Genomic DNA, 26152 nt, shown 5'->3' with positions numbered 1-26152 from the left:
GGTAAAATGGAATGTTGATGAGATAAATGGCGTGACTTAAACTACATCGAGCTTATAGCCGGACGCCAGCAGGCCTAGCAATATCAGACCCAGAATAATACGGTAATAACCGAAAACTTTAAAGCCATATTTGGTTAAAAAGCTGATAAAGAACTTGATAGCTATCATTGCGACTACGAAAGCCACCAGATTACCAATCAATAGCGTTTGAATATCCTCTGCTTTGATAGTATCGTAAGTTTTCAACAACTTATATCCGCCCGCCGCAGCCATAGTTGGAACTGCAAGGAAAAATGAGAACTCAGCCGCCTGCTTCCTCGAAAGCCCCTGCAACATTCCCCCAATAATGGTGGAAGCGGAGCGGGAAACGCCCGGGATCATCGCAATACACTGAAAAAAACCGATTTTCAATGCAGTCCAGTAAGTGACCGGTTTCTCGCGCGTATCATTGGCGATACGGTCAATGAATATCAGGATAATACCGCCTACTAGTAGCGAAACGGCAACAACGACCACATTTTCAAGAAGCGCGTCGATAAAATCATTTAACAGGAAACCGATCACGGCAGCCGGAAGAAAGGCTACGAAAAGTTTGAAATAAAAATCAGCAGTTTGGAAAAAGCGTTTCCAGTAGAGTACAAGCACTGATAGAATGGCGCCAAACTGGATATTGACCGTGAACATTTTGGTGAATTCCAGGTGACTGATCCCCATGAAAGAGGAGGCGATGATCATGTGCCCGGTGGAGGAAACGGGTAGAAATTCTGTTATCCCTTCAACAATAGCTAAAATAATGGCCTGCCAAATACTCATGAATCAGATGGTTTACGTAAGATCGCCCAGAACTCTATAACAAAGCCGATGATCGTCACGATCGGGCCCAATGTCAGTCCCAGGAAGCCGAAACCAAATTCCGTCGAGTCAAAACTCATGATCAGGAAGCCTGCCAGTATTACGGCAATTCCTGTGAGCATCATCACATAATTGGAAGAAGCGAAAGGCAATTCACTTTTTTTGCTGTTCATAACGGTATCTTTTTGTCTTGGTTATTATCAATATAAATCGTCCAGCGCCATGCGAAGGTAGCGTGCAAGTGACTGGTAAGTGCTTGACACACCAATTAATACGCCGAGTGAAAGTACCACTGCTACCAGAATAACGATCTTGTCATATTCCTGCAACATCGCCAGCCCCTCCACATTCCTCACTGCAACCTGCTGCAATCCAATCAGCATCAAACCTGCTAAAACACCGCCAACCAGCCCCTGCACAGCGCCGCGAACTACGTAGGGCCGCTGGATAAATCCGTTGGTGGCGCCTACCAGCTGCATACTGCGAATCAGGAAACGTTGGGAATAAATGGCGAGCTTAATGGTATTGTTGACAAGCAACACAATGATTATCAGCATGATCAGTGCAAAGCTGGCCAGCACCACGTAGATTTTGGTAACATTCCGGTTGATATTGTCGGCCAGATCTTCCTGGTAAACTACCTCATACACGCCGCCGATCTTTTCAAGGTCTTTTTTGATCTGCGATAATTTCGCTTCTTCAAAATAGTCTTCGTGGATCTTCACGCGTAAACTGTTTCGAAGCGGATTTTCACCCAAAAAAGTAGCAAAATCTTCCTTGGTACCTTCTATAAATTCCTTTGCGGCTTCTTCTTTGGATACGTAAACGATAGGCTTTACATCAGGCGCATTCAGCACGAAAGGTTTTACTTTCACTACATTCAAAATCGAATCTTCACCCGCTTTGGTCAGCTGTTTGTCTAGGAAAATGCGGACTTCGATGTTCTGACGAATAATGGAAACCAGTTTTTTAGATTGGATAACAAGAAGTCCGCAAAATCCGATGAGGAAAAGGGCAGCCGTGAGGCTCATCACGATCATCGCATTCGGGTAACTTCCAATCTTCTTCTTTTTAGGCATATCGGCTCTGGATTTCGCTTATTTTAGATGGGATCTATCAGAAACGGACAGTGGCAAAAGTAAGGATTTAATATTCAAAAGAGCCTGATCCGACTGTACGCTTAACTATTTTTAACTTTCTGTTGTGAGAGGCTCAGTTCCTCCGGCCCATTTCATCGCGGATCTTCGCAGCTTTTTCGTAGTCTTCCTTAGAAAGTGCCTCGTCCAGCATTCGCTGCAATTCGTCGAGCGACAAATCGCGGATTACGTCTTTCGATCCGGTTGCCTTTATGGTCTCTTTTATAGCATCCTCATCCTCGTCTTCTTCATCGGTCAGCGAGCTTGAAACAATACCGGCTTCGGATAGAATCGCTTCGTAAGTGAAGATAGGAATGTCGAAACGGAGGCCGATTGCAATGGCGTCAGAGGGCCTGGCATCGATTTCAACTTCCCGCAAACTATCAGTACAAATGATCTTGGCGTAGAAAATGCCTTCTTTCAGATCGGAAATGACGATTTCTTTGAGCGTATAATTCATCCCATCGGCGAAAGACTTGAACAGGTCGTGTGTCATCGGGCGGTTTGGGACTATATTTTCTATCTGCACAGCGATTGCCTGGGCCTCGAAAACTCCAATGATAATAGGCAGGCGACGGTTGCCCAGTTCCTCTCCGAGTACGAGAGCGAAAGAGCCGGCCTGTGATTGGCTCGGGGAAAGACCCAGAATTTCTAACTTGATTTTTTTCACGTTAAAACTAAATGCGCAAGAATGATAAACAGTTGGTGAATTACTTCTGGGCGGAAATTTCATGCAAAAATAAATAACCCGTGCTGCATAAAAAAATCATGCACGGGTTAAGAACGGGTTACAAACGGCCTCGCCGGAAATATCAGCGGGTAATGGTCTGATTTCTAACGTATTTTAAATGTTTTATTTCATCAAATATTCCATTTCGATTGAAAATCACTAGAAATGCTACTTAATAGCCCTCGCCGCTTCCGTCAGCTTCGGCAGAATTTCAAAAACGTCGCCCACTATTCCATAGTCCGCCGCTTTGAAAAACGGAGCTTCCGGATCCTTATTGATCACTACAATGCATTTGGAACCGTTGACCCCAGCCAGGTGCTGAATAGCGCCGGAGATACCGCAGGCGATATAAAGGTTTGGCGCTACTTTGATGCCCGTTTGGCCAATATGCTCGTGGTGAGGCCGCCAGTCGAGATCAGAAACGGGCTTGGAGCAGCCCGTGGCCGCACCCAGTGCATTCGCCAGATCGACCAGCGGCTGCCAGTTTTCCGGTCCCTTCATGCCGCGACCGCCTGAAACGATCACCTGCGCCTCGGTAAGCGAAACTTCGCCGCTCGCTTTCTCGACTTCTACCACAGTGGCCTGAAAATCAGCGTCGCGGAGTTGGGGACTAAATGTCTCAACCGTCGCTTTTACAGTACCTACCGACGATTCATCCAGTTCAATCGCATTCTTTTTTACAACCAGGATTTTAATATCAGATTTGATCTCAACCGTCGAAAATGCTTTTCCGGTAAAAATACTTCTCGTAACCTTGAAACCGCCTTCTGTTTCCGGCAATGCAGTTACACCCGACACAATCCCTGCTTTCAACTTAGCCGCTGCGCGCGCCGCCATCGCATCGCCCAGGCCCGACTTTGGCAATATGATGATCTTGCTTTGGGTAGATTCGGCGGCCTGCACGAGAATATCAGCATACGCCATACTATTTTCGTGAGAAAGCTTTTCGTCAGACGCGTGGAGTACCTTTTCCGCTCCGAAATCGCCTGCTTTTTCCAGCTCGTCACTATCGGATTTTCCAATAGCCAGCACAATAGCCTGTCCGCCCGTTTGGGCAGCGACTTTGGCTCCATAAGCGACTGTTTCCAGTGATGTTTTTTTGATCGAACCGTTGTCCAGTTCTATATATATCAATACTGACATGATTTCTAAATTTAATGGTCAATGGTTTGAAAGGAAGGTTAAAGCACTTTCGCCTCCGTTTGCAAAAGCCGGATCAGCGTGCCCGCCTCGCTTGCAGGGATCATCTTGCAGGCACCTTTCGGGGCTGGCAGTGAATAGTGCTGAGGCTCCGTCATTTCAATTACCGAGACCGGTTCTACTACTTTTAGCGGTTTGGTCCTTGCAGTCATGATACCCCGCATATTCGGGATCTTCCATTCAGCAATCGGCTCCTGACATCCCAGAACAAGTGGCAAATTCGCTGTAAGTATCTCTTTTCCACCGTCGATTTCCCGCGCAATCGTTACAGTGTTTCCTGAAATGTCCAGTTTCATAACAGGCGAATAGGAGCTGATGCCCAGCATTTCGGCCACCAATCCGTGTACTACGCCACTGTTATAGTCGATCGATTCCCGGCCCATTAATATCAGGTCGTAATTTTCCTGCCTGGCGATATCCGCGATCTGAACGGCAGTAAAGTACGAATCCATTGGCTCTGCATTAACCCTAATTGCGTCATCTGCTCCGATGGCCAGTGCTTTACGGATCTGCGGCTCTGCGTCGGCTTCCCCAACGTGAAGTACGGTGAGCGTGCCGCCGGTTTGCTCTTTCAGCTCAACGCCGCGAGCCAGTGCGTAATCGTCATAAGGCCCGATGATAAACTGCACACCGTTTTTGTTCAGTTTGGTATCGTTATCTGTGAATGTTATTTTAGAAGTAGTATCCGGTACATTCGTAATACAAACGAGAATTTTCATGAGTATTTGGTTACCTGTATTAAGTTTGTGACAAAAGCTTCGGCGGGCAAATTAAAAGAAATCAAAATAGTATGCAAGCATAATACTTTGCAATGAACGATACCTTACTAGCCAATTTACTGACGTTTTACGAAGAAGATCCAAACGATCCGTTCAATATATATGCACTGGCGATAGAGTACACGAAATCGGACAGCACGCAGGCTTCCCGATTTTTCGATATTTTGTTGTCGGAGCATCCGGAGTACCTTCCGACCTATTACCACGCAGGCGCATTTTTTGCTGAAATGGAACAGTCCGAAAAAGCTGAGGAAATTTATCAAAAGGGTGTGGAACTGGCGCGCAAGCAGGGGAATATGAAGGCCCTGTCTGAGCTGCAGAGAGCCTATAATAATTTTCTGGACGAGCTGGACGACTGACTTTATTTGCAGCGAAATTTGGATCAGAGGGCCAAAAATCCGTATATTAGCACCTAGTTCTATATTTTGCCAGCTATCTTACGGCATTTATAAAATCTTCCTCATCACAATTTAGCCCGATTTTTTACAAACCTTTCCTTGTTACAGCTCGGAAAGACATTTATTCATGCACAGCATTATGGAAAAGGAGTTATTCATACCACAAGTGGTAAAGTGGGCCAAGGCTCACGGGTTTAAGGAAATCCAGGCAAACATGGAAGGATACGAAACCCCGAAATCGTACGAAAGAGCAGCCGACAACGCAAAGTTTACACCTGACGTTACAGGGGTGAACATGTTCAACCGCCATTATCTGGAAGTTTCGATGAAAACAGATCAGCTGCGGGGAAGTATCTCCAAGTGGAAACTGTTGAGCGAATTGGCAGGCATGAAAGGCGCAAAGCTATATCTCATGGCCCCAAGAGGTCACGTCCGTTTCACCCGCGAGATCATCGAACAGTACAATATTCCCGCTGAGGTGGTGAAGATTGACTGACATTTTGCAGAACGCAACTTGGTTTTGAGTGTCACTAGTTGTGATTAATTGTCACTGGTAGGCGTTGGTCATTAATTGTCACTGTTGTTATGGGTCATTAATTGTCATTCGTAGTCATTTGTTGCTTTATTATTTGGTAACCACAAATGACGAAAAATGACAATCAATGACAACAAATGACCACTAAAAATGACAACTAATGACCACGAACAATGCCAACTGCCACCGTCCAGCTCTCATCCCGGATACTTCCACTCCCCACGATAATCCCTGCTGAGCAATTTATTAGCCTCAGTGTCTCCTTCGATTACCTCTTTCTCTCCGTCCCAGACAATACTTCTTCCTAGTTTATAAGAAAGCATTCCCAGCAATGCGACGTTTGTCGAGCGCTGACCTATTTCTATTTCGCAAACCGGCGGCTTGTTGGTTTTAATCGAATCCAGAAAATTCGCCCATAATTCCTGAATATTCTGATCGTCGGGCTTATTTAATTTTGCGTCTTCATGTATAATTGGTTTGTTTGGATTGGTTGGGTAAAACGTCCAGCCGTCGAGCCAGCCCATGTGGAATGTACCTTCCGTTCCGTAGAAATAAACGCCTACTGCCTGCTGGGGGTGCGTTTTCTCTGCATTGTTAGCCGCAAAATTGCGATGTTCCCATTCTAATGTAAATCCGTCAAAATCGTAAACTGCGACCTGATGGTCGGGCGCGTCGGTACTGTCCTGGCGGATCGCGCGGCCGCCGGTGGAGTATACTTTCTTAGGATACTTTTGCTCCGACCACCATAATACCTGATCAAGCCAGTGAATGCCCCAGTCGCCGAGCGTACCGTTTGCAAAATTCAGGTAATTGCGAAAACCTCTTGGCGTGATCGTCTTGTTATAAGGTACCAGCGGCGCGGGCCCGCAGTAGAAATCCCAATCCAAACCTTTCGGCGGTTCCTGATCGGGCGTTTTCTGGCCTGGTCCGCCACCGTAATGCACAAATGCACGCGCCATTCCAATCTTGCCTGCTTTGCCGGATTTAAGAAATTCCATTCCCGAAACATTGTGAGGCGAAACACGCCGGTGCGTGCCCACCTGTACGATCTTTCCGTGCTTCCGCGTAGCATTCACCATCGCGCGACCTTCTTTAATGGTATGCGAAATAGGTTTTTCGACATAAACATGCGCGCCGGATTCGATCGCGGCAATGCAGCAGAGCGCGTGCCAATGGTCCGGCGTGGCGACGATCACGATCTCCGGCTTTTCTTTCAGGAGCATTTCACGGTAGTCGCCGTATAGTTTCGGTTTGTCAGGAGTCAGTTTAGAAAAAACTTCCGCGCAGGTTTTCAGCTGGTTCTGGTCCACATCGCAAAGCGCGACGAGTTTGGATTCTCCCGCCTGAATAGCACAGCGGAGGATATTGGTACCCCACCAGCCGGCGCCGATCAGGGCGGTTTTATAAGGTGCGGCTCGTCGCAAAGCCGTCAATAGAGGCAGCGCAGAAAAAGCAGCCCCCGCCAAGGTCGATTGTTCTATAAATGTTCTACGGTTCATGGGGGTGTTTTTGGTTCGGTTTTGGTTCGGGTGGTTCGGTGTTGTTAGGTATTGTTCTTATTTGCTTCTAGCAACTCCTAACCTATTTACCTTTTAGCTTCTCGACCAACCAGTTATTCATCACATCTTTTTCTTCCTGGTAAGTCCAGTGGCCGGTGTCTTGATACAGTTTGAGCTCTTTTGGGGCTGTGGTCACATTGTATGCAGAGTACATGGAAGTGGGAGGGCAGGTTTCGTCGTTGAAACCCCAGATGTAAAGTCCGGGTACTTTCACTCTTCTTGCGAAATTTACCACATCATAATAGCCTACTGTCGCCAGTTTTTCTTTTGTATTATTTGTTTTAATCCCGTTTTTGTCAAAATAATGCGGCCAGCCGCCGGCCCGTCCGTGCAGGTAGCCAGTCACGTCACTTAGTGCGGGGTAGAACGCGCCCAGCCATTTTACACGTGAGTCCAATCCTGCTGTGATGATCGATAATGCACCGCCCTGACTACCGCCGGTGACAGCCAGATTGGTACCGTCAAATTGAGGCAGGCTTACTAAGAAATCATTCGCCCGCACGCAGCCGAGGTAAACTCTTTTGTAGAAAAATTTATCCTTATCATCCATATTATAGGCAGGATAACCATTCAAAATGCCTTGTCCGAGATCTGTATAAACCGACGGGTCCATCGTTACGGGAATGCCGTGAATACCAATTTCAAGTGTAATAATATCTTTGTCCGCAGTGGATACATCGCCATAATAGGCCCGCACTCCCGCACCTGGCACGCGAAGTAACGCCGGATATTTTCCTTCTTTTTTAGGTATGCTCAAAATACCGTAAACGCGGGTACCCGGTCTGCTGTTTTGCAGATTCAGATGGTAAACGTTCGTCTTTTCAGTACAACGTTCGGGGATGAGGGTCATTTTCGCATCCATTGGCACGGCCGCCAGTTCCTTTTTTGCATTAGCCCAAAACGCGTCGAAATCTTCCGGATTTGAAACGGTAGGTTGTATTTTCAATGGATCAAAAGCAGCTGTTGCCAGGCCGCGGTATTCGCCTCCATCTACATTTGCCCAAACAATACATCTGAGAAATCCAGGCGTTTTCAATGTCCCACCGTCGATTGTGAGTTTTCCATCGGCGGCAGTTTTGGTTTCCTTAATTGTTGGTTCCAGCTTTTCCAGCCCAATTTCATATCGTAACTGCGCATTTTTGACGGGATACCCATTTCTGAGCACTTGTACGGAGAACTGTACTTTTTCACCCGTTTTATAAGTCCAGTCTTCCCGGTCGGCGGTGACGATCACTTCGATGGGCCGGCGGACAGGCTGTGCGTGTACGGATATGATCGTGATCCAAAGCAAAAATTGGAGGAGCAGCAAGCGATTTCTCATAGGGCAGGAATTGATCTGTCTTGTTTTATAGATAAATTTAACGTTGACAGGTAAAGTGACCAAACCGCCAAATCTTTGTCCGGTGGCCGATAATTTTTCCAAAACAGAGTAATTTGCTTCCTTGAACTGGAATTGTTTTGCCTCAAAAAATAAGAATGCATTGGAATTAACAAGAATCAACAAGTTCATCAGCGAAACGGGTTTCTGTTCCCGCCGTGAAGCGGACAGGCTGGTGGAGCAGGGAAAAGTGACACTGAACGGAAAAGTGGCGGTCTTAGGTGATAAGGCTTCCACAGAAGACGATGTGCGCGTGAATGGGAAACCATTGAAATCTAGGAAGCCGGCGGTTTACATTGCGTTCAACAAACCAGTGGGAATTACCTGTACTACGGAGCGGAACATAAAAGGTAACATCATTGACTATATCAGGCACAAGGAACGGATATTCCCGATCGGCCGGCTGGACAAGCCTTCGGAAGGACTGATCTTTCTAACCAGCGACGGGGATATCGTCAACAAGATCCTGCGCGCGGGCAATAATCATGAGAAGGAATATGTGGTAACTGTAAACAAACCTGTTACCGAAGAATTTATCAGGAGAATGAGCTCCGGAGTTCCGATCCTGGGAACAGTTACAAGAAAATGCGCTGTGCGAAAAGATGGAACGCACGTTTTTACGATCGTACTAACCCAGGGACTCAACCGCCAGATCCGTCGGATGTGCGAATTTCTGGGTTATCAGGTGACCAAACTGAGAAGAGTGCGTATTATGAATGTGAAGCTTGAAAACCTGCAAATCGGAAAATGGCGCGATCTGACCGAAACGGAGATGGAGCAGATCAATGCGGCGATTGCGGATTCGGTCAAAACAGAAGAAGGTTCTGCGATTGAAACCTGGGAAGAGTAGATAGTACTTCGAGATCAATCAATATGAGCTAACAAGAAAAAAGGGATTTGTGCGGGAATTGTCTAAATTTAAAATGGAATATTGATAGCAACTTTAAATCACCCGCCCGATGAAAATATTACTGATTTTTGTGCTATTCTTTTTTTTACCGCAAGTTTTGTCGGCGCAGAAAGGCAGAGAATCGTATCAGGTAGGCTCCGCGACTGATGTGAATAAGGTAATTCCGTATGCCGGGCGCTATCAAAATCCTGCATTTACCGATGGGCAGGTGCATTTCAGGAACGGGAAGACTTCTAATGCAAAAATGAACTACAATCTGGTGCACGGCGAGGTGATGTTCATCAGTTTACTCAGGGACACTCTGCTATTCGCTGACAACAATTTTGTCGACCGCGTGCAAATCGGAAACAGCGTGTATTATTACAATCCCGGCCACGGACACATTGAGATCGCAGGAGATTACGGCGATCTTAAGCTGGGTAAAAAGCAATTTCTTTCGCAACTGGGACACGAAAAATATGCTGCTTATGGACAGTATTCGAGTACTGCTGCCATTTCCAGCTATTCCACTTTTATGAATAAGCAAGGAGAATTCAGGTATCTGGATACAAATGAGAAAGTGTTGATGAAAAGAAGGGCTGTGTATTTTCTGATAGATAAAAACCAGCGTTTCTATCTGGCTAACCGGGCCAATCTATTGAAAATATTCCCTTCGCAGAAAAGTGCGATCAGCAGGTTTTTGAGGGATAACGAGATCAATCTGGAAGTTGAGCCGGATCTTGAAAAAACACTTGAATTTTGCAGTACTCTTTGACTGCTACGGTTGGTTTAAGTTCGCTGCCCGCGAGCTTTTCCAGCATAAGGGTTTACATTAAAATGTTATTGACAGGTGTAATAGGAGCGGGGATATTTGTTTCTTTCAGCATCTCACGCAGGTCTATCTCGATCGTGCGGCAGATGGACGTCATCGGAACATCATTTAGCGCGTTTTCAAATGGATTTTCGCTGGTATCGCCTACAATTTCCATCGTATAAAAAACCCAGGAAATAACCATATAACTGGGAATAGCGAGCCAGATAAATATGTTTCCCAGCTTGGCAAATTCGTTGATCAATCCAAAAGGCAATGCAATAATGAACAGCCACACGAAAACCTTACTGAAGTAGGCATATTGCCGTGGAAAAGGAAAATTCTTGATTCGTTCGGCTGCACCCTGCTGGTTATAAAATTCCTGCAGCACATTCATCATATGGAAAAAGAATCGCTCTCTGATCCTCCCGGCCTTGAATTCTACATCCAGTTCGCTAGCCTGCGCCTTCATGATATGAGTCGCGGGGTTCTTGCGTTGCAGGTAATAGGCAGCTTCGTTTTCGGGCAAAAACCGGGCAAGCATGTCCTGCATGGATTGGTCCGGATCAATATGTTGCGCTTCCACCACGTGATGCTCCACCGTATTCAGATCATTCCACACACTTTTTGAGCGAAGCTGAATGCGGACTGCGTTGATATAGGCAATATGCCGGTGGATCAACCTGGCTTTCACCGAGCCTTCGCCCGTTTCCTCCGATTGAATGTAGGTACATGTGAACGCACCCCAGGTTCGGCTCGCATTCACGATCGCTCCCCACACTTTCCTGGCCTCCCATAACCTTTCGTAGGAAGAATTATTTTTAAAGCCGACATAAAAAGCAACCGCCGTACCAATTAACCCGATAGGAACAAATGAAAAACCAAGTGGTACTCCGGTCCAAACGCTGATCCAGCAAAGGACAGCCGAATAGAAGAAGAAAAATAAGAGCATTTTCCAGGAGAAGGAAAGTACGATCCGGAGCTTTATCTCACGTGCGGTATACATAATAGGTATGGTAAAAAACGAATAGGAATGTAATCTGTCAGAATATAGGACATGCGGAGCCAACTATTTCCGTGAACCGGAAAATAATGCGGATAAAACAGAAAAATCGGGCTGCTACTTCGCTATGCCAGTTCTTCAAACCACTTCTTGAAAACCGGCACCCTTTCCTTGCTGATCAGGATCTGATTGGCAGAAGCCGGCGATGTGCGGATCAGCAACCTGCCGTTGAAGTACAGTTCTATCTCGGTAATACATTGCCGTGAAATAATGAACTGGCGGTTGGCGCGGAAGAAATTGTTTGTGTCAAGCTGATTTTCGAGCTCTTCCAGAGACTTATCTATCACAAAATTCCGGTCGTCGTGCAGCGTTGCGACTACTAGTCCATTTCGGATCGTCAGCCACGCAAAGTCCAGGTCACGCAGCGGGATCAGCTTGTCGCGATAAGGGACCAGAAAGCTGCGCCGCGGACTTCGTTGGTTCAAAATCTGCGTGTGCATCAGCTCTTCGAGGTATTTCACTTTCGTGATCGCATTCTCTTCATTAAGCTGGTAATACTTGTCCAGACCGAATTTCAGAGCTTCCGGGCGGATCGGTTTCAACAGATAATCGATGCTATTGAGCTTGAAAGCACGCAATGCATATTCGTCGTGGGCGGTCGTGAAAATGACGGGACAGCCGATCGAGATTTGTTCAAATATCTGAAAACAGGTGCCGTCGCCAAGCTGCACATCGAGAAAGATCAGGTCGGGTACTACATTGTTTTCAAGCCAGGCTACCGCCGTTTCCACACTTTCAATAACGTCCAGTATTTCAGTTTTCGGGTCGATCTTCTGGATAAGCTGCGTCAAATATTGCCCTGCCGGCTGTTCGTCTTCTACGATCAGGATTCTAGTCATGGAGCTTCAATCAAAGGTACTTTTACTGTAAATTGTTGTTCGTCTTCCGTGAGGGAAGGTTTTTGCCCGGTCTGTATCTTGTAACGTTTGTCGAGGTTTTGCAACCCAATACCCGTCCCGCCCGAGTTGGCTTTCTTGTTGAGTGTGTTCATTACGATCACCTGTTTGGCCTGCTCATTAAGTCTGACCTCAATAAACAGGATCTGGGAAGAAGTGATCACGTTGTGTTTGATCGCATTCTCGATCAGGATCTGCAACGAAAGTGGGATCACGTACCACTGTTTGGTGGTTTCGGTACCCACAAATTCGAAGGCCAGTTTTTCCCCAAAACGCGCCTTATGAAGGTCCAGATAAGCTTTCGCTGCGGCCAGCTCATCACTTAAAAGGATCAAACTCTGGTTTTGTACTTTCAGGTTGTACCTCAAAATGTCAGAAAGATCGAGCACAATGCGCTGCGCGAGGTCAGGGTTCGTCGCGATTGAGATATTAAGGATATTTAACGCATTGAATAAAAAATGCGGATTAAGCTGATTACGAAGGGCTTCCAGTTGCGCTTTGAGCTGCTCCCGCTTTAACTGCTCGTTTTCCAGTCCGATCCTGTGATTTTCCTGGGTGGTCAATAAAAAATTGCGAAATGCAAGGATCGCGAGCAGTAAGAGCAGATGGTACAGGTAATAAACGACCCGAAAAATGAGGATATCCGAGTTATTATCATCCAGTGCGAGTTTAAGCTGAAAAAGGATTTCATTAATCGAAAAATAAAGGAAAACCATACTCAGGATCTGCACCCAGGTACGCTGCCTGTTGAACCAGCTCGGAACCCGGTAAGTGTAGTGCAGGCAGATATAGATAAATATCCAGGAAAACTCGAAACTGATAACGAACTGAATGCAAATATCCAGGAGTCCCGACCAGATACGGGCGCGGTCGACCAGGTTGGGCCAGGTGAAGATCAGCCTGGGAATGGTGGCAAAGAGACTTAAGATAAAACAGAGACGCCAACCTAATGACATCCCGTTTTTGTAATTCAAATCCTGGTTCATACCGGACTGGCGAAGAGTTCAGTTTCTATCCGGGATGATTTCGAAGTGAGGAAATAATGTTGGGGAAGGAGATTGGCTACGGCCACGATGAGTTCAGTCTCGGCAGGAGTCCATTCTCTGATGTTCAGATTGTCTTCAATGGCCATATAGCCCAGCCATTTCGTGCCTCTTCCGATCGGTGCCGCCATTAAAGACTGGATTCCGTGACGCCCCAGCCACTGTCGCTCGGTTGCTGGAAAAGCGTCCAGCCGTTCAGCAACTGTATGGCCCTGTTCAAATGATTTTGTCCAGTGATCGAAAAAGGGTATTTCTTTAGGATTTTCAGTGAAAAGCATTTTCGCAGCCACACCCGCTGCGGATACCTCGATCATTTGACGGATCACAAAGGTATTGTCGGGCGCATGCAGGGCGGAGCACAGGTAGATCCTGCTCAGGTCCATTACTTCCAGCAGCATTTCAAACGCTTCTGTCGTGAGCGCGTCCGCTTCTTTCTGGGTACTTGCCCCCGAAAGCAGCTCCATACAGCGGTTCAGGGATTTTTTATATAAACTATCGTGATTTCTAAGATGTGCATTGATATCCTGGCGCGCATTACTCTGCCACTTTTCGATCGTATTTTCCAATGCAGGTATCCAGTCGAGCCGGCTATAACAATTAATGTAGTAGTTACTGTCCTGAATAGCGAGCACTTTTTCAGAGCTTACCGGGCATTGTCCTTCCGAAACCACCATGCAGGGAAGCTGGCTGCCCAGCACAGTCGCCAGGTCGCTGATCGCGCCGTCGGGCAATGCATAATTTGAAATGAGCAGGTCGTATTTCGACTCGCGGAATGCCTTGATCGCAGCTTGTTTTGAATTAACCTGCCTGATTTGAAAATGATAGCCCGCGTTCGTGAGGGATTCTTCCAGAAGATTGAGCCATTGTTCATTCATCGCTACAATCAGAAGCTTCAACGGTTTCATTTAGAAGGGATTTTTAGGTGGAAATGGGTAAGGGAAAGACTTAGCATGTGCAATTACAATAATACTGATAATAGTAGAAATAATACTAAGAGAAATCTGCAAAAATGGGCAAAAAAGTGAAAATACACTTTACAGGAATATAATGTGAATTGACTACGGATTCAACATCGTACGTAGCAGCCTGTTCTACAATGCTTTATTGCCAAAAAGCCGGTTTTGCCACATTTGTGGAAGCTTCGGCCGCTGAATGTGAAATTTCATAATGCGTTTTGGCAACTTCACAGAAACATCGTCGGTTTGAGGTCAGGAATCAACCGGTTCAACCTAAGTTTTTTCAGTTTCAATAACTATTTGGAACCCTGCGGCCCTTCTTGTAGAGATATTTATGAAACGAAACGCAAACAAAGTGCTGAAAAGGGCGATAGGCGCCGCTCATTCCCGGTCCGGCCAGACGATATTCTTACTCAACGTTAACTTAAATTTCTAAACCTTACCCTTAATCATTTCCACTCTTTATTCCATTAAAAACCGCTCTCATTATGTCTAAAAAAATACTGGCTGTTCTTTCTGAGTATGGATACTGGGGCATTGAGCTCGTAGGTCCCCTCGAAAAGCTTGAAGAAGCAGGCTACACGGTTGAATTCATTACCCCAAACGGCAAAAAAGCCGAAGCCCTGCCCCCCAGTTACGATACTACTTATGTAGATCCTCCTCTCGGTGTTTGTGTTACCACCCCGCTCGCAGCGGAAAAAGTGAAAGCGTTTGAAGTGTCTAACAGACTGGAAACAAGGCGTAATTTGTCGGAAGTGATTCCGCAACGCCCGTATTTCTCGACGCCCGACTTCCTGCGCGCATTTGAAAAGTATTACAGCGACCTCAAAATCGCCCAGGAAAGTGTAACAGAAGAATATGCTGCATTACTCCTTGTAGGCGGCAGCGGCCCGATCATTGATATGGTCAACAACCAGCGCGTTCACGATTTGATCCTTGCGTTTTACAACAAACAAATGCCCGTTGCCGGAATCTGTTACGGCGTTGCGCCCCTTGTTTTTGCAAGAGATTTCAATGAAAGAAATTCAATTATTAAGGGAAAGCACGTGACCGGTCACTGTATCGAGTACGATTACCAGGACGGTACCGGCTTCCTGCACACAGATCTGAATATGGGCCCTCCTCCATATGTGTTGGAATACTTGCTTGCCGATGCAGTTGGCCCCGAAGGTCAGTACCACGGCAATTTTGGAAAAGAAACTTCTGTTATTGTTGACTACCCGTTCATTACGGCCCGTTCGCTTCAATGTTCATTTGAGTTTGGTGAACAGTTTGTGAATGTGCTGGACAAAGGTCTCACGCGTTATGGCTGGTAAAACCGGGAATCAGAAGATCGTCGAACAGTTTCTGGCCGACGGAATGGACTTCATGTTTGGCAATCCCGGCACCGTGGAACAAGGTTTCCTCGACGCGCTGGCTGAGTACCCGGACATGAAATACATATTGACCTTGCAGGAAACCATTGCGGTAATGATGGGCGACGGTTATGCGCGGGCCACTCAGAAACCCACCTTGGTACAGCTGCACAGCTCGCCGGGAATCGGTAATGCGGTGGGTGCGGTGTACCAGGCCAAGCGCGGACACGCGCCGCTGGTGATCATCGGCTCCGACGCAGGGGTGCAGTACATGAATATGGATGCGCAAATGGCGAACGATCTGGTAGCGATGATGGCGCCGGTAACCAAGTATGCGACCATGGCCACTTCGTCAAAATCGCTTTTGCGGACTTTGCGCCGCGCGGTGAAAATAGCTACTACTGCGCCAATGGGGCCGGTTTATGTGTGTTTGCCCATGGACGTGCTCGACGAGATCAACGACGAGCCGGTATTTCCAAGCTGCATTCCTTCCACCCGCGTAATACCTTCTTCTGATTTGATCAGACAGTCGGCGGAAATGCTTTTGAGCGCTGAAAAGCCGATGATATTCGTCGGTGACGGCGTGGCTTATTCTGATGCAATACCCGAACTGACCAAAGTAGCTGAGCTGCTGGGTGCCGAAGTGTACGGGGTTGAATTTGGTGACGTGGTGATGGACAATACCCACCCGCTTTACCAGGGAACGACGGGCCACATGTTTGGCTCATACAGTCACCCGATCACGACAAAAGGCGATGTAAACCTGATCGTCGGGACCTATATGGTGCCCGAGGTTTTTCCTGAGCTGGGGGATATTTACGCGCCTGATGCCAAAGTGATCCACTACGATCTGAATGCGTACGAAATCGCCAAGAACCACCGGGTAGACCTGGGCATTGTGTGCGACCCTAAACTTTCGCTGATTGAACTTGCAGAAGTGATCGAAGCAATGATTTCGCCTGAGCAAATGGCGGATGTGATCCAACGTATAGAGGACATCGGTAATGCGAAAACCGAGCGGATCAGGAAGGAAAAAGAAGCCGATGAACAACGGAAAGGAAAGTCGCCGCTGACTATGGCGCAGTTTTCCAAAGTACTTGCTGAAAAGCTTGATCTGGACGAAACGATCATATTTGACGAAGCATTAACAAGCTCCCCGGCTGTCAGCAGGTATATTCCACCGAAAAAAGCAGGACAATACTTCACGACCCGCGGCGGTTCGCTGGGTGTAGGGTTTCCGGGCGCAATAGGAGCGAAGCTGGCGAATCCTGAAAAGACCGTGATCGGTTTCTCGGGCGACGGCGGCAGTATGTATACGATACAAACGTTGTGGTCGGCAGTGAGACACAATGCGGGGGCGAAATTTGTAGTTTGTAACAACGGTTCCTACAAATTGTTGCAGCTCAATATCGACCAGTACTGGAAAGAACGCGAGATTGAAAAACACAATTTCCCGCTTCCTTTTGACCTTTCTTACCCTGCTATCCGCTTTGATATCATGGCTCAGTCAATGGGCGTAGAGGCGGTGAGGGTGGAAAAAGAGGAAGATATATTGCCTGCGATCGAGCGGATGCTGGCTGATGACAAGCCATTTCTGATTGATCTCGTACTCGAAGGCGACCACCATTCCGAATGGATCAAAGTGAATTGTTCACAGTAGTGAATACCAACCTCCACCATTGAAATGTTGAATAATCAGATTTACGATTACATTATAGTAGGCGCTGGTGCAGCAGGTAGCGTTTTGGCTAACCGGCTGAGCGCCAATGAAATGAACCGAGTCCTTTTGATAGAAGCTGGGTGTAAAGATCATATTCCTGCTATCCACGATCCGGGTGGATTTGTGAGCCTCTGGGGATCGGAGATGGACTGGAAATTGGAAACCACCCCGCAGGAAGGCTTAGGCGGACGGAGTATCACGCTGAACCAGGGTAAGGTCCTGGGCGGAAGTACCTCCATCAATGCCATGATGTACGTGCGCGGCAACCCAAAGAATTTTGACCAGTGGGCCGAAATGGGCGCAAAAGGCTGGGCATACCAGGATATATTAACCTATTTTAAAAGATCAGAAAATTTCGAAAACGGCGCTTCCGAATTCCATTCGACGGATGGGGAGCTTAGTATTCGTGATTGTCCGGATGAAGTAATGCGTTCGGAGCATTTTCTGGAAGGTGCAATGCAGCTTGGTTACGACGGTCCCAACTGGGACTATAATGGTGAACGTCAGGAGAATGGGGCAGGTTTGCTTCAATTTCATATTGACAAAAACAACCAGCGTGACAGCGGCGTATCTGCCTTTTTAGACCCTATTGAAAATAGAAAAAACCTCTCGATCCTGACCGATGCGCGGGTTACCAAAATTCTGATCCAGGACGGCAAGGCTTTTGGAGTGGAATTTGTGGCTAATGAGCTGGAATGGCACGCATTAGCTGAAAAGGAAGTAATTGTTTCCGCAGGTGCGCTGGCTTCGCCGAAGTTGTTAATGCTCTCGGGAATCGGTCCGGCGGCAGATTTACAGGCGCTGGATATTCCGGTAGTAGCAGATTTACCGGGCGTGGGAAAGAATTTGCAGGACCATTTGCAGCTTCCGATGATTTTTCGGTCTAAAATCCCGATGCCGGAAACGACTTTACTGACTGGTAATGCACTGTTTATCAATACAAAAGAAAACGGCGAACCGGTTGATTTACAGATCAACTTTACCCCAAGTATGCCGCGACCGCTCGCGCCGCTATTACCAGATATGGGCGGGCCGATCTGCATATTTCTTCCTATTCTGGTACAGGGCGAAAGCAGGGGAGAGGTGAAGTTAAGGTCGAAAAATTCGGTTGATCCGCCTTTGATAAACCCCGCTTACCTCACTGCCCCGGCAGACCTGGAAGTGTTTTTCAAAGCGATCGAACTGGTCAGAAAACTGGCAAATACCACAAAATTCCTCGAATTGAATGGTGGCGAAATGATGCCGGGAGAAGGCGCCGATCTGGAAGGATATATTCGCAGCCAGGCTTCAACACTCTGGCACCCAGCGGGTACCTGCAAAATGGGTGTGGACGGAATGTCGGTCGTGGATCCGGAACTGAGGGTTCATGGAATAGCGAACCTCCGGGTAGCCGACGCTTCCGTAATGCCGACGGTAACCAGCGGAAATACAGTCGCAGCCTGTTTTATGATCGGCGAAAAAGCGGCTGATATGATTTTGAACACAGTACCCAATCCTTAATCTACAAAAAGCATGTTGACACAAGAAGCAATAAAAGAACTGGCGATCGACTGGTACAAGAAACTGGACGTACACGTACCGATGGTTGAGGTATTACCGCTATTGGCAGACGCCGAGCTGGAAATGGTATTTCCGGAGGCAACTATATATGGTTACGCAGGTTTCGAAGGCTGGTTTCAGCGCGTAATCCGCATCTTTTTTGACGAAGTACATACTGTGAAACTGGTTGAATCTCAGATCGATGGTGACAAGGCAACTGTAAAAGTGGTGGTACAATGGGAAGCGAGTGTCTGGAATGCACCGGAACCTTTCAGCAAACGCATTAAGTGCGACGCTTTCCAGACCTGGGAGGTTAAATTGAATGAAGCAGGTAAAGTGATCATTACCAAATATATAGTGGACGGGCTGGAATACCACGAAGGTTCGGCGACGCTTTAATATCGATTTTCTCAACCCCCTTATCTCTTAAAAATTATGAAAAACGTACCCGATACCAAGCTTGGTAAAATGTACAAAGAGCATATTCAGCATATTCTGGACAAGAATATCAATGCGCTTTTAGACCAATATACTGACGATGCAACGCTGATCAGCAGCTTTTCCAAATCGCCGGTTATCTATAAAGGCCGCGACCAGGTGAATGAGCACATGCAGGGAATCCTGGGAATTGACGGACTGGAAACGGAGATCGTTTTCTGGGCTGAAACAGAGAATCCTGAAACATTAATGATCACCGAGCAGATCACGATGACTGTTGGCGGTGAAAAAAGTGAAATGCGCTTCGCAGATAGCTGGGTGCTGGAAAATGGCAGGATCGCGATCCATTTCGCTGGAATGGTGCAGCATCCTGACGGAACACTTGCTTAAAAAACGAGTCCCATAACTATTCTCAACCTTCTACAATTATGAAAGATTTCTATGACGAACAGGTGGCGCTGCTGGCCGAGAGAAATGCAGATGCGCTGATTGACAAGCACTACGCGGCCGACGCGGAAATGGTCGTACTGAGCGGCGACGAGCCCATTATTGTCAAAGGAAGTGAAGCCTTGAAGACGATGTTCTCCGGCTACCTGGAACATGTATACCGCGGTTTTATCTCTACCGAAAAATTCGCTTCAACCGACGACAGCATCATGTTCGAGGCGACGATCGATACGGTGACCGGGCCGGTGAGAATCTATGACGCGATGTTGCTGAGAGACGGAAAGATCGTCAAGCACTATTCGGGCGTCAAATAGCAGCTAAATAAGTAAATCCTCCTTAATGTATTTGCCCATGAAACTTGCCGGAAAGAAGATCGGAGTCCTGTTTGAAGCCGATTTCTTCGAGAATGAAATTTTTTACTACAAATTCCGATTTCCCGAAGAAGGAGCGGAAATACACTTTCTGTCAAGGCTCTGGGGGCAGGATAAGCTGACTTTTCTTGGTCACGAATACCGCGCTCCGATGGACTGCTGGGAAACTTTCGAGAATATGAGCGACGAGGAACTCCGGAGTTACGATGCGATCATCGTTCCTTCGGGAATGGTTTCCGACCGGCTTCGTTATACTGAGGATGTAGAAAAAATACCGCCTGCCACTGAATTTCTGAAACGCGTTTTTGCCGAGCCGGGCATTATCAAAGGCATTATCTGTCACGGATTATGGCTTGTCGCGCCTGCTACCGAGCTGGTAAGAGGCAGGAAATTGGTTTGTCACAACAACCTGATCGGCGACGCGAAGGCTTACGGGGCTATTTACACCAATGAGGACGTGGTAGTTGACGGCGACCTGATTACCGGGCGTTCGGGCGGGCATGCCCATTTATTTGCCAAAAAGATCATCGAAACGCTCTCCGTAAACTAACTACCACTATGGATCCCTCATTTTTTCACCTTGCCCTTACCGTGAAAAACCTCCCTGAGTTCGAGGCTTTTTATGCCAAGCATTTCGGCTTTTTTCGCGCCAGAACCATCAATCTCGGCGACGACGCGGAGCTGGTTTTTCTCAAAAACGACAAGAATATCTACCTCGAAATTTTCCCGCCGGAAGAAGATCGTCCTTATGCGATGTCGGAAGCTGACGGGCCGCATTATCCCGGCTTGCGTCACATTGCCTTTTCGGTCGACGATATTGATGAGAAAGTGAAATCAATGGGCGAGGACGCCGTGATCACGCTCGGTCCGCTGCATTTCGACGATGTGATTGAAGGCTGGAAAACCGTCTGGCTGAAAGACCCGGAAGGCAATATCATCGAGATCACGCAGGGCTACCGGGACCAGTAATTCAAAACAGAACACCTTAACGTTTAAAGCATGAATATAGATTTCACTTTTTCAGATACCATCGCAGGTTATATCACGGGATATGACGCGAAAGAGCGCTGGTTTACATTGGAAACTTCCGATAAAAGACCCTTCAAGCTCAACCTGATCCCGTCTACTTACGCCCGCAGCGTGCAAAACCTGACCGAGGGCTGGCAAGATCCCGGCGATTTCGGCCCGTTTCTGTCGACCAACGGACAATACGTTTTTGCTTACGGAACATTTTACCCGAACGCAGGCGAGAGCGAAGTTGCATTTGAAGCACAGCAGCTGATCTTTCCTGGTAAAGAACCGAAAGTATACCGCCACGAAGAGCAAAACTGGTGGATCACGCAGATCAGCTCGATCGCTTCCAGCTATTTGAAATGGCAGTTTGATTATCCCAAAGAGGAGATCAACTATAAGAATTACCGCACAATGCTGCATTTGGGAGGCTCCAAAAAAGGGGACTACCTGCAGGAAACCGACACGATCTCGCGGATGGTGTACGGATTTGCATCGGCTTACCTTTTGACCGGAAAAGACGAATACCTCGAAGGCGCAGAGCTGGGGACCGAATACCTACGCGACCACATGCGGTTTTTTGATACCGACGACGATCTGGTTTACTGGTACCACGGACTAAAAGTAGAAGGTCAGAAGGAAACGAAATTGCTTACTTCTGAATTCGGCGATGACCTCGATTCGCTGCCGATGTACGAGCAGATCTACGCTTTGGCCGGGCCAACACAAACCTACCGCATAACAGGAGATCAGCGGATTCGTGACGATATTGACAAGACCATTGACCTTTTTGAAAAATACTTCAAAGATCCGAATGGCGTAGGGTATTACTCTCACTTACACCCGATTACGCTGGATGCGCACGAGGAATCGCTGGCGCATAACAAGGCGCGTAAAAACTGGAACTCCGTGGGTGACCACGCGCCGGCTTACCTGATCAACCTATACCTCGCTACGGGCGAAAAGGCTCATGCGGACTTTCTGGAATATACTTTTGATACTATTACAAAGTATTTCCCAGATTACGAAAACAGCCCGTTCGTTCAGGAGAAATTCTTTGAAGATTGGAGCAAAGACCAGACCTGGGGCTGGCAGCAAAACCGCGCGGTAGTTGGTCACAACCTGAAAATCGCCTGGAATCTGATGCGTCAGCAATCTCTGACACCGAAAGACGAATACCTTGATTTTGCTAAAAAAATTGCATCCCTGATGCCCGAAGCTGGTTCTGATCAGCAGCGCGGAGGTTGGTATGATGTGGTCGAAAGGGTTAAGAAAACGGGTGGAAAGCACCAATTCGTGTGGCACGATCGCAAGGCGTGGTGGCAACAGGAGCAGGCTATTCTGGCTTACCTGATCATGTACGGTGTTTTGGGTGATAAAGAATACGAAAAACAAGCCCGCGAAGCTGCTGCATTCTACAATGCATTCTTCCTGGATAACGACGATGGCGGTGTTTATTTCAATGTGCTTTCAAATGGGATGCCTTACCTGCTCGGTACCGAGCGTTTCAAGGGAAGTCACTCGATGAGCGCCTATCACAGTACCGAATTGTGCTATCTGTCAGCGGTTTATATCAATTTACTGATCACAAAACAGCCTACCTGGTTTTACTTTAAACCTTATCCAAACGGCTGGAAAGACAATATCCTGCGCGTATCTCCGGATATCCTTCCGCCGGGCAGCATTTACATCAGTGAAGTATTTATCGACGAGCAGCCTCACTACGATTTCGACGCACAGGGACTTACTGTGAAACTACCTGAAACAGAGGAGCGGGTCAAAGTGAGAGTATTGATCAGTCCGAGCAAGTAAAAAAGGCCGATCTAAACCAATACAAACTATGAAAGTTACCATTACGGATCAGGACGAAATTACTGTTGTTGAGGTTTCCGGCGATATTGACAGCAAAACAGCGCCCGAATTTGAACGGAATGCCAAAGTGGCGATGGACAAGAGCAAGCACATTGTCATTGATCTGACGGACGTGGGTTTCATGTCCAGCGCCGGGCTGCGCGTATTGCTGATGGTGTACCGGAATATCCGGTCGCAGGAAGGCAAAGTAGTACTTGTGGGTGTTTCGGAAGAAATTCAGGACGTGATGTCGACCACCGGTTTTATCAACTTTTTTACGATTGTTGAAAAGCCGGAAGATGGAGTTGCATTTTTAAAACAAGACTAATCCATGGCGACAGATATCAGGATCGACTATTACCCGACCCACGAGCAGCAGGGTATCAAGTTCCGGCGAGGGCACGTTTTGCCTTTCGGGGCGACAATGGTGCCAAACGGAATCAATTTCAGCATTTATTCCAGCGAAGCGATCGATTGTACATTGGTTTTGTTCGAAAGAGGGGAAGCTGAACCCTTTGCAGAGATCCGTTTTCCGGAAGAGTTCAGAACAGGTAACGTGTATTCCATGATCGTTTTCGAACTCGATTACGAGCGGCTGGAATATGGTTACAGGATGGACGGACCGTTCAAACCGGAAGAAGGGCATCGTTTTGACAAAAGCATCATACTCAGTGATCCTTACGCCAAAGCAATAGGCGGCCGCGACAGCTGGCTGGCCAAACCAAACTGGGACAATATTTATCCTTATCGTTCGCGACTCGTTTTCGAGGATTTCGATTGGGAAAATGATCACCCGCTGGAAACGCCGATCGAGGATCTGGTGATCTACGAAATGCACCTACGCGGCTTTACGCAGCACCCTTCTTCGAATGTCAAAAACCCGGGTACATTCGCAGCGATCCGCAGTAAGATTGCCTATCTGAAAGAACTGGGCATTAATTGCGTGGAGCTGATGCCGATCTATGAATTCGACGAATGGGAAAACAGTAAGGAAAACCCGGTTACAGGTGGCCTGATCGTCAATTTCTGGGGTTACAGTACCGTCAATTTCTTTTCGCCAAAGGCGGGTTATGCCGCTACCGGTAAGTTTGGAATGCAGGTCGACGAGCTGAAAACGCTGGTAAAAGAGCTGCACAAAAACGGCATTGAAGTCATGCTGGACGTAGTATTTAACCATACTGCCGAAGGAGATCACCGCGGGCATACCATTTCTTTCCGTGGCATTGATAATAAAACCTATTACATGCTCACGCCTGAGGGTTATTATTTCAATTTTTCGGGGACTGGAAATACGCTGAACTGTAACAATCCGGTGGTCAGGAACATGGTACTGGACTGTCTGCGCTATTGGGCAGCCGATTACCACATCGACGGTTTCCGTTTTGACCTTGCCGCCATTCTCGGCCGCGACCAGAACGGCGCACCACTGAGCAACCCGCCTTTGCTGGAATCGCTAGCTTACGATCCGATCCTTGCGAAATGCAAGCTCGTGGCCGAAGCCTGGGATGCTGGCGGATTGTACCAGGTAGGTTCTTTTCCCGCTTACGGTCGCTGGGCCGAGTGGAATGGAAAGTACCGCGACGGTGTACGCAAATTCCTGAAAGGTGACGAAGGTCTGGTCGGTGATATTGCGCAGAGCATTCAGGGCTGGCCGGATCTGTACTATTACCGCGGCCCAACTGCCAGCATTAACTTCATTTCCTGTCACGATGGTTTTACCCTTTACGACCTTTTCGCCTACAATGAAAAGCACAACGAGGCGAATGGAGAAAATAACAACGATGGCGGGAATGACAACCATTCATGGAATTGTGGGGTGGAAGGTGAAACAGATGATGTATTCATTAATCAACTCAGACACAAGCAAATAAAAAATGCATTGTCTATTTTGTTTGTCAGCCAAGGTGTGCCGATGATCCTTTCGGGTGATGAAATGGGTGTGACCAAAAATGGTAACAACAATACCTATTGCCACGATAACGAGCTGAATTGGGTGGACTGGGGCTTGCTGGAAAAGAATTCGGATCTGTTTAATTTCTCAAAACACATCACGCATTTCCGCCGCGCGCACCCTGTACTACGCAGCCGCACGCATTTCCAGCACCGCGACTATGTAGGCAGCGGTTATCCGGATATCAGTTTCCACGGTACGCAAGCCTGGCAGCCCGACTTTTCCGAGTCCAGCCGCTGCCTCGCATTCATGCTCGACGGCGCCCACGCAAAAGGCGGTACCATCGTGGATGATACCATTTACGTAGCACTAAACTCCTATTGGGACGCACTGTACTACGAACTCCCAGCATTACCCAACGGCCGCAGCTGGCACCTTTCCGTGAACACGGACATGCCAGCAGGTCAGGACTTCTTCGAAATCGGAAAAGAACCCCGGCTGGACGATCAGGGAAGGTTTCTGGTAGGGGGAAGGGCTACGGTGGTGTTGGTGGGGAAGTAGAGGGGGGATTTTAGTCATTTGTGGTCGATTTTAGTCATTGGTTGTCATTGGTGGTCAGTTTTAGTCACTTGTGGTCATTTTTAGTCATTGGTTGTCATTTGTGGTCATTTTAGTCATTGGTTGTCATTTGTGGTCATTATAGTTAGGTGTTGTCAACTGTCCGCGATTCTGTAAGACAGGCTGCCGAATATTGACAATAAATCAGAATGAACAGCAAGAACACAAGTCACGACAATCACCATTAATGACAACCAATGACAAGTAATGACAACGAATGACAATTAATGACAATTAATGACAATTAATGACAACCAATGACAACCAATGACAACCAATGACCATCAAGTAACCATCAGCGCGTCCTGCCACACACAAATCAATTTACTTTAACCAAAAATCATTAACCAAATAAATCATGGCATTTCAAATAGAATCAGTTGTAGGAGAGCAGGTTGCGCGGTTGACTTTGCATGGGGAGCTGGATTCGCTTTCGGCGCGGGTATTTCAGACCGAGATTGAAAAGATTGCGAACCAGCCGATCGAGGCATTGGTATTGGATATGGAAGACCTTAGTTTTATGTCTTCCGCAGGCCTTCGCGTTCTCATTTATTCAAAGCAAAAAATCGGCCCGAAACTGGCCATTTACATTGTGAAACCACAGGAACTGATCGTAGATACCCTGACAAAAACAGGTCTGCAACACAGCGTTACGATTGTTGATCAATATCCTGTTTAACCTCCGT

At 47.3% G+C, this 26152-nt stretch carries 28 protein-coding genes; 16 read left to right on the top strand and 12 right to left on the bottom strand.

Annotation, left to right across the window (positions count from 1 at the left end):
* Positions 1–36 precede the first annotated feature (36 nt).
* From KOD92_RS10015 to KOD92_RS09990, 6 genes are all read right to left on the bottom strand, one after another.
* Complete coding sequence (locus tag KOD92_RS10015; RefSeq protein ID WP_215233402.1) at positions 37–813, bottom strand: undecaprenyl-diphosphate phosphatase; 777 nt, start codon at positions 811–813, stop codon at positions 37–39.
* Positions 810–1025: a DUF3098 domain-containing protein gene (locus tag KOD92_RS10010; protein WP_215233401.1), complete on the bottom strand. Its 216-nt coding sequence runs from the start codon at positions 1023–1025 to the stop codon at positions 810–812. Before KOD92_RS10010 ends, KOD92_RS10015 begins: the two co-directional genes overlap by 4 nt.
* Positions 1026–1052: 27 nt before the next feature.
* Positions 1053–1931 carry a cell division protein FtsX gene (locus KOD92_RS10005; protein WP_215233400.1) on the bottom strand — a complete coding sequence of 293 codons (879 nt, stop codon included), beginning with the start codon at positions 1929–1931 and terminating at the stop codon, positions 1053–1055.
* 133 nt (positions 1932–2064) lie between these two features.
* Entirely contained in the window at positions 2065–2658 is a 594-nt protein-coding gene (locus KOD92_RS10000; protein ID WP_215233399.1) for a bifunctional nuclease family protein, read from the bottom strand.
* A gap of 228 nt (positions 2659–2886) precedes the next feature.
* Positions 2887–3861 carry an electron transfer flavoprotein subunit alpha/FixB family protein gene (locus KOD92_RS09995; RefSeq protein WP_215233398.1) on the bottom strand — a complete coding sequence of 325 codons (975 nt, stop codon included), beginning with the start codon at positions 3859–3861 and terminating at the stop codon, positions 2887–2889.
* A gap of 38 nt (positions 3862–3899) precedes the next feature.
* On the bottom strand, positions 3900–4637 hold the full coding sequence (locus KOD92_RS09990; protein WP_215233397.1) for an electron transfer flavoprotein subunit beta/FixA family protein: 738 nt from the start codon (positions 4635–4637) through the stop codon (positions 3900–3902).
* Positions 4638–4729: 92 nt separating this feature from the next.
* On the opposite strand from KOD92_RS09990, the gene KOD92_RS09985 reads away from it, so the two are divergent.
* Both KOD92_RS09985 and KOD92_RS09980 read left to right on the top strand, forming a co-directional pair.
* A complete protein-coding gene (locus KOD92_RS09985) occupies positions 4730–5056 on the top strand; it encodes a tetratricopeptide repeat protein (RefSeq protein WP_215233396.1) in 327 nt (108 codons plus the stop codon).
* Positions 5057–5234: 178 nt separating this feature from the next.
* Entirely contained in the window at positions 5235–5591 is a 357-nt protein-coding gene (locus KOD92_RS09980; protein WP_215233395.1) for a hypothetical protein, read from the top strand.
* Between the two features lie 236 nt (positions 5592–5827).
* Here KOD92_RS09980 and KOD92_RS09975 read toward each other — a convergent pair whose 3' ends face one another.
* Together KOD92_RS09975 and KOD92_RS09970 are read right to left on the bottom strand one after the other, a co-directional pair.
* Positions 5828–7129, bottom strand: coding sequence for a Gfo/Idh/MocA family protein (locus KOD92_RS09975; RefSeq protein WP_215233394.1), 1302 nt, complete (start codon positions 7127–7129; stop codon positions 5828–5830).
* 82 nt (positions 7130–7211) lie between these two features.
* The gene (locus tag KOD92_RS09970) at positions 7212–8510 is read right to left on the bottom strand and encodes an acetylxylan esterase (RefSeq protein ID WP_215233393.1); all 1299 of its coding nucleotides are present in this window, start codon (positions 8508–8510) and stop codon (positions 7212–7214) included.
* A 160-nt stretch (positions 8511–8670) separates the two neighbouring features.
* Here KOD92_RS09970 and rluF point away from each other — a divergent pair, with 160 nt between their 5' ends.
* Together rluF and KOD92_RS09960 are read left to right on the top strand one after the other, a co-directional pair.
* Positions 8671–9417: a 23S rRNA pseudouridine(2604) synthase RluF gene (rluF, locus tag KOD92_RS09965; protein ID WP_215233392.1), complete on the top strand. Its 747-nt coding sequence runs from the start codon at positions 8671–8673 to the stop codon at positions 9415–9417.
* A gap of 109 nt (positions 9418–9526) precedes the next feature.
* On the top strand, positions 9527–10231 hold the full coding sequence (locus KOD92_RS09960) for a hypothetical protein (RefSeq protein WP_215233391.1): 705 nt from the start codon (positions 9527–9529) through the stop codon (positions 10229–10231).
* 52 nt (positions 10232–10283) lie between these two features.
* Here KOD92_RS09960 and KOD92_RS09955 read toward each other — a convergent pair whose 3' ends face one another.
* From KOD92_RS09955 to KOD92_RS09940, 4 genes are all read right to left on the bottom strand, one after another.
* Positions 10284–11273 carry a bestrophin family protein gene (locus KOD92_RS09955; protein ID WP_215233390.1) on the bottom strand — a complete coding sequence of 330 codons (990 nt, stop codon included), beginning with the start codon at positions 11271–11273 and terminating at the stop codon, positions 10284–10286.
* Positions 11274–11395: 122 nt separating this feature from the next.
* Entirely contained in the window at positions 11396–12169 is a 774-nt protein-coding gene (locus tag KOD92_RS09950; RefSeq protein WP_215233389.1) for a LytR/AlgR family response regulator transcription factor, read from the bottom strand.
* Positions 12166–13212, bottom strand: coding sequence for a sensor histidine kinase (locus tag KOD92_RS09945; RefSeq protein ID WP_215233388.1), 1047 nt, complete (start codon positions 13210–13212; stop codon positions 12166–12168). Before KOD92_RS09945 ends, KOD92_RS09950 begins: the two co-directional genes overlap by 4 nt.
* Positions 13209–14174 (bottom strand): GAF domain-containing protein, encoded by a 966-nt coding sequence (locus KOD92_RS09940; RefSeq protein ID WP_215233387.1) that lies wholly within the window; start codon positions 14172–14174, stop codon positions 13209–13211. The genes KOD92_RS09945 and KOD92_RS09940 overlap by 4 nt, the downstream gene beginning before the upstream one ends.
* Before the next feature lie 539 nt (positions 14175–14713).
* Here KOD92_RS09940 and KOD92_RS09935 point away from each other — a divergent pair.
* The 12 genes from KOD92_RS09935 to KOD92_RS09880 all read left to right on the top strand — a co-directional run bounded on the left by KOD92_RS09935 (position 14714) and on the right by KOD92_RS09880 (position 26145).
* Entirely contained in the window at positions 14714–15541 is an 828-nt protein-coding gene (locus KOD92_RS09935; RefSeq protein ID WP_215233386.1) for a type 1 glutamine amidotransferase domain-containing protein, read from the top strand.
* Complete coding sequence (locus KOD92_RS09930) at positions 15504–17240, top strand: thiamine pyrophosphate-binding protein (protein WP_215233385.1); 1737 nt, start codon at positions 15504–15506, stop codon at positions 17238–17240. Before KOD92_RS09935 ends, KOD92_RS09930 begins: the two co-directional genes overlap by 38 nt.
* Positions 17241–17264: 24 nt before the next feature.
* On the top strand, positions 17265–18800 hold the full coding sequence (locus KOD92_RS09925) for a GMC family oxidoreductase (protein ID WP_215233384.1): 1536 nt from the start codon (positions 17265–17267) through the stop codon (positions 18798–18800).
* Between the two features lie 12 nt (positions 18801–18812).
* Positions 18813–19238 carry a hypothetical protein gene (locus tag KOD92_RS09920; RefSeq protein ID WP_215233383.1) on the top strand — a complete coding sequence of 142 codons (426 nt, stop codon included), beginning with the start codon at positions 18813–18815 and terminating at the stop codon, positions 19236–19238.
* A gap of 36 nt (positions 19239–19274) precedes the next feature.
* Positions 19275–19667 carry a nuclear transport factor 2 family protein gene (locus tag KOD92_RS09915; protein WP_215233382.1) on the top strand — a complete coding sequence of 131 codons (393 nt, stop codon included), beginning with the start codon at positions 19275–19277 and terminating at the stop codon, positions 19665–19667.
* Between the two features lie 38 nt (positions 19668–19705).
* Entirely contained in the window at positions 19706–20038 is a 333-nt protein-coding gene (locus KOD92_RS09910; protein WP_215233381.1) for a nuclear transport factor 2 family protein, read from the top strand.
* A 37-nt stretch (positions 20039–20075) separates the two neighbouring features.
* Entirely contained in the window at positions 20076–20645 is a 570-nt protein-coding gene (locus tag KOD92_RS09905; RefSeq protein WP_215233380.1) for a DJ-1/PfpI family protein, read from the top strand.
* A gap of 8 nt (positions 20646–20653) precedes the next feature.
* Complete coding sequence (locus KOD92_RS09900) at positions 20654–21064, top strand: VOC family protein (RefSeq protein WP_215233379.1); 411 nt, start codon at positions 20654–20656, stop codon at positions 21062–21064.
* Positions 21065–21094: 30 nt separating this feature from the next.
* Entirely contained in the window at positions 21095–22918 is a 1824-nt protein-coding gene (locus tag KOD92_RS09895) for an AGE family epimerase/isomerase (RefSeq protein ID WP_215233378.1), read from the top strand.
* A gap of 28 nt (positions 22919–22946) precedes the next feature.
* Positions 22947–23285 carry an STAS domain-containing protein gene (locus KOD92_RS09890; RefSeq protein WP_215233377.1) on the top strand — a complete coding sequence of 113 codons (339 nt, stop codon included), beginning with the start codon at positions 22947–22949 and terminating at the stop codon, positions 23283–23285.
* A gap of 3 nt (positions 23286–23288) precedes the next feature.
* Complete coding sequence (gene glgX / locus KOD92_RS09885) at positions 23289–25409, top strand: glycogen debranching protein GlgX (RefSeq protein ID WP_215233376.1); 2121 nt, start codon at positions 23289–23291, stop codon at positions 25407–25409.
* A 415-nt stretch (positions 25410–25824) separates the two neighbouring features.
* On the top strand, positions 25825–26145 hold the full coding sequence (locus KOD92_RS09880) for an anti-sigma factor antagonist (protein WP_215233375.1): 321 nt from the start codon (positions 25825–25827) through the stop codon (positions 26143–26145).
* Positions 26146–26152: the final 7 nt, after the last annotated feature.

This window comes from Dyadobacter linearis, from assembly GCF_907165045.1.
Classification (GTDB): domain Bacteria; phylum Bacteroidota; class Bacteroidia; order Cytophagales; family Spirosomataceae; genus Dyadobacter; species Dyadobacter linearis.
Note: the sequence above shows the minus strand (reverse complement) of the source record. Positions and strands in the feature narration are given on the sequence as shown.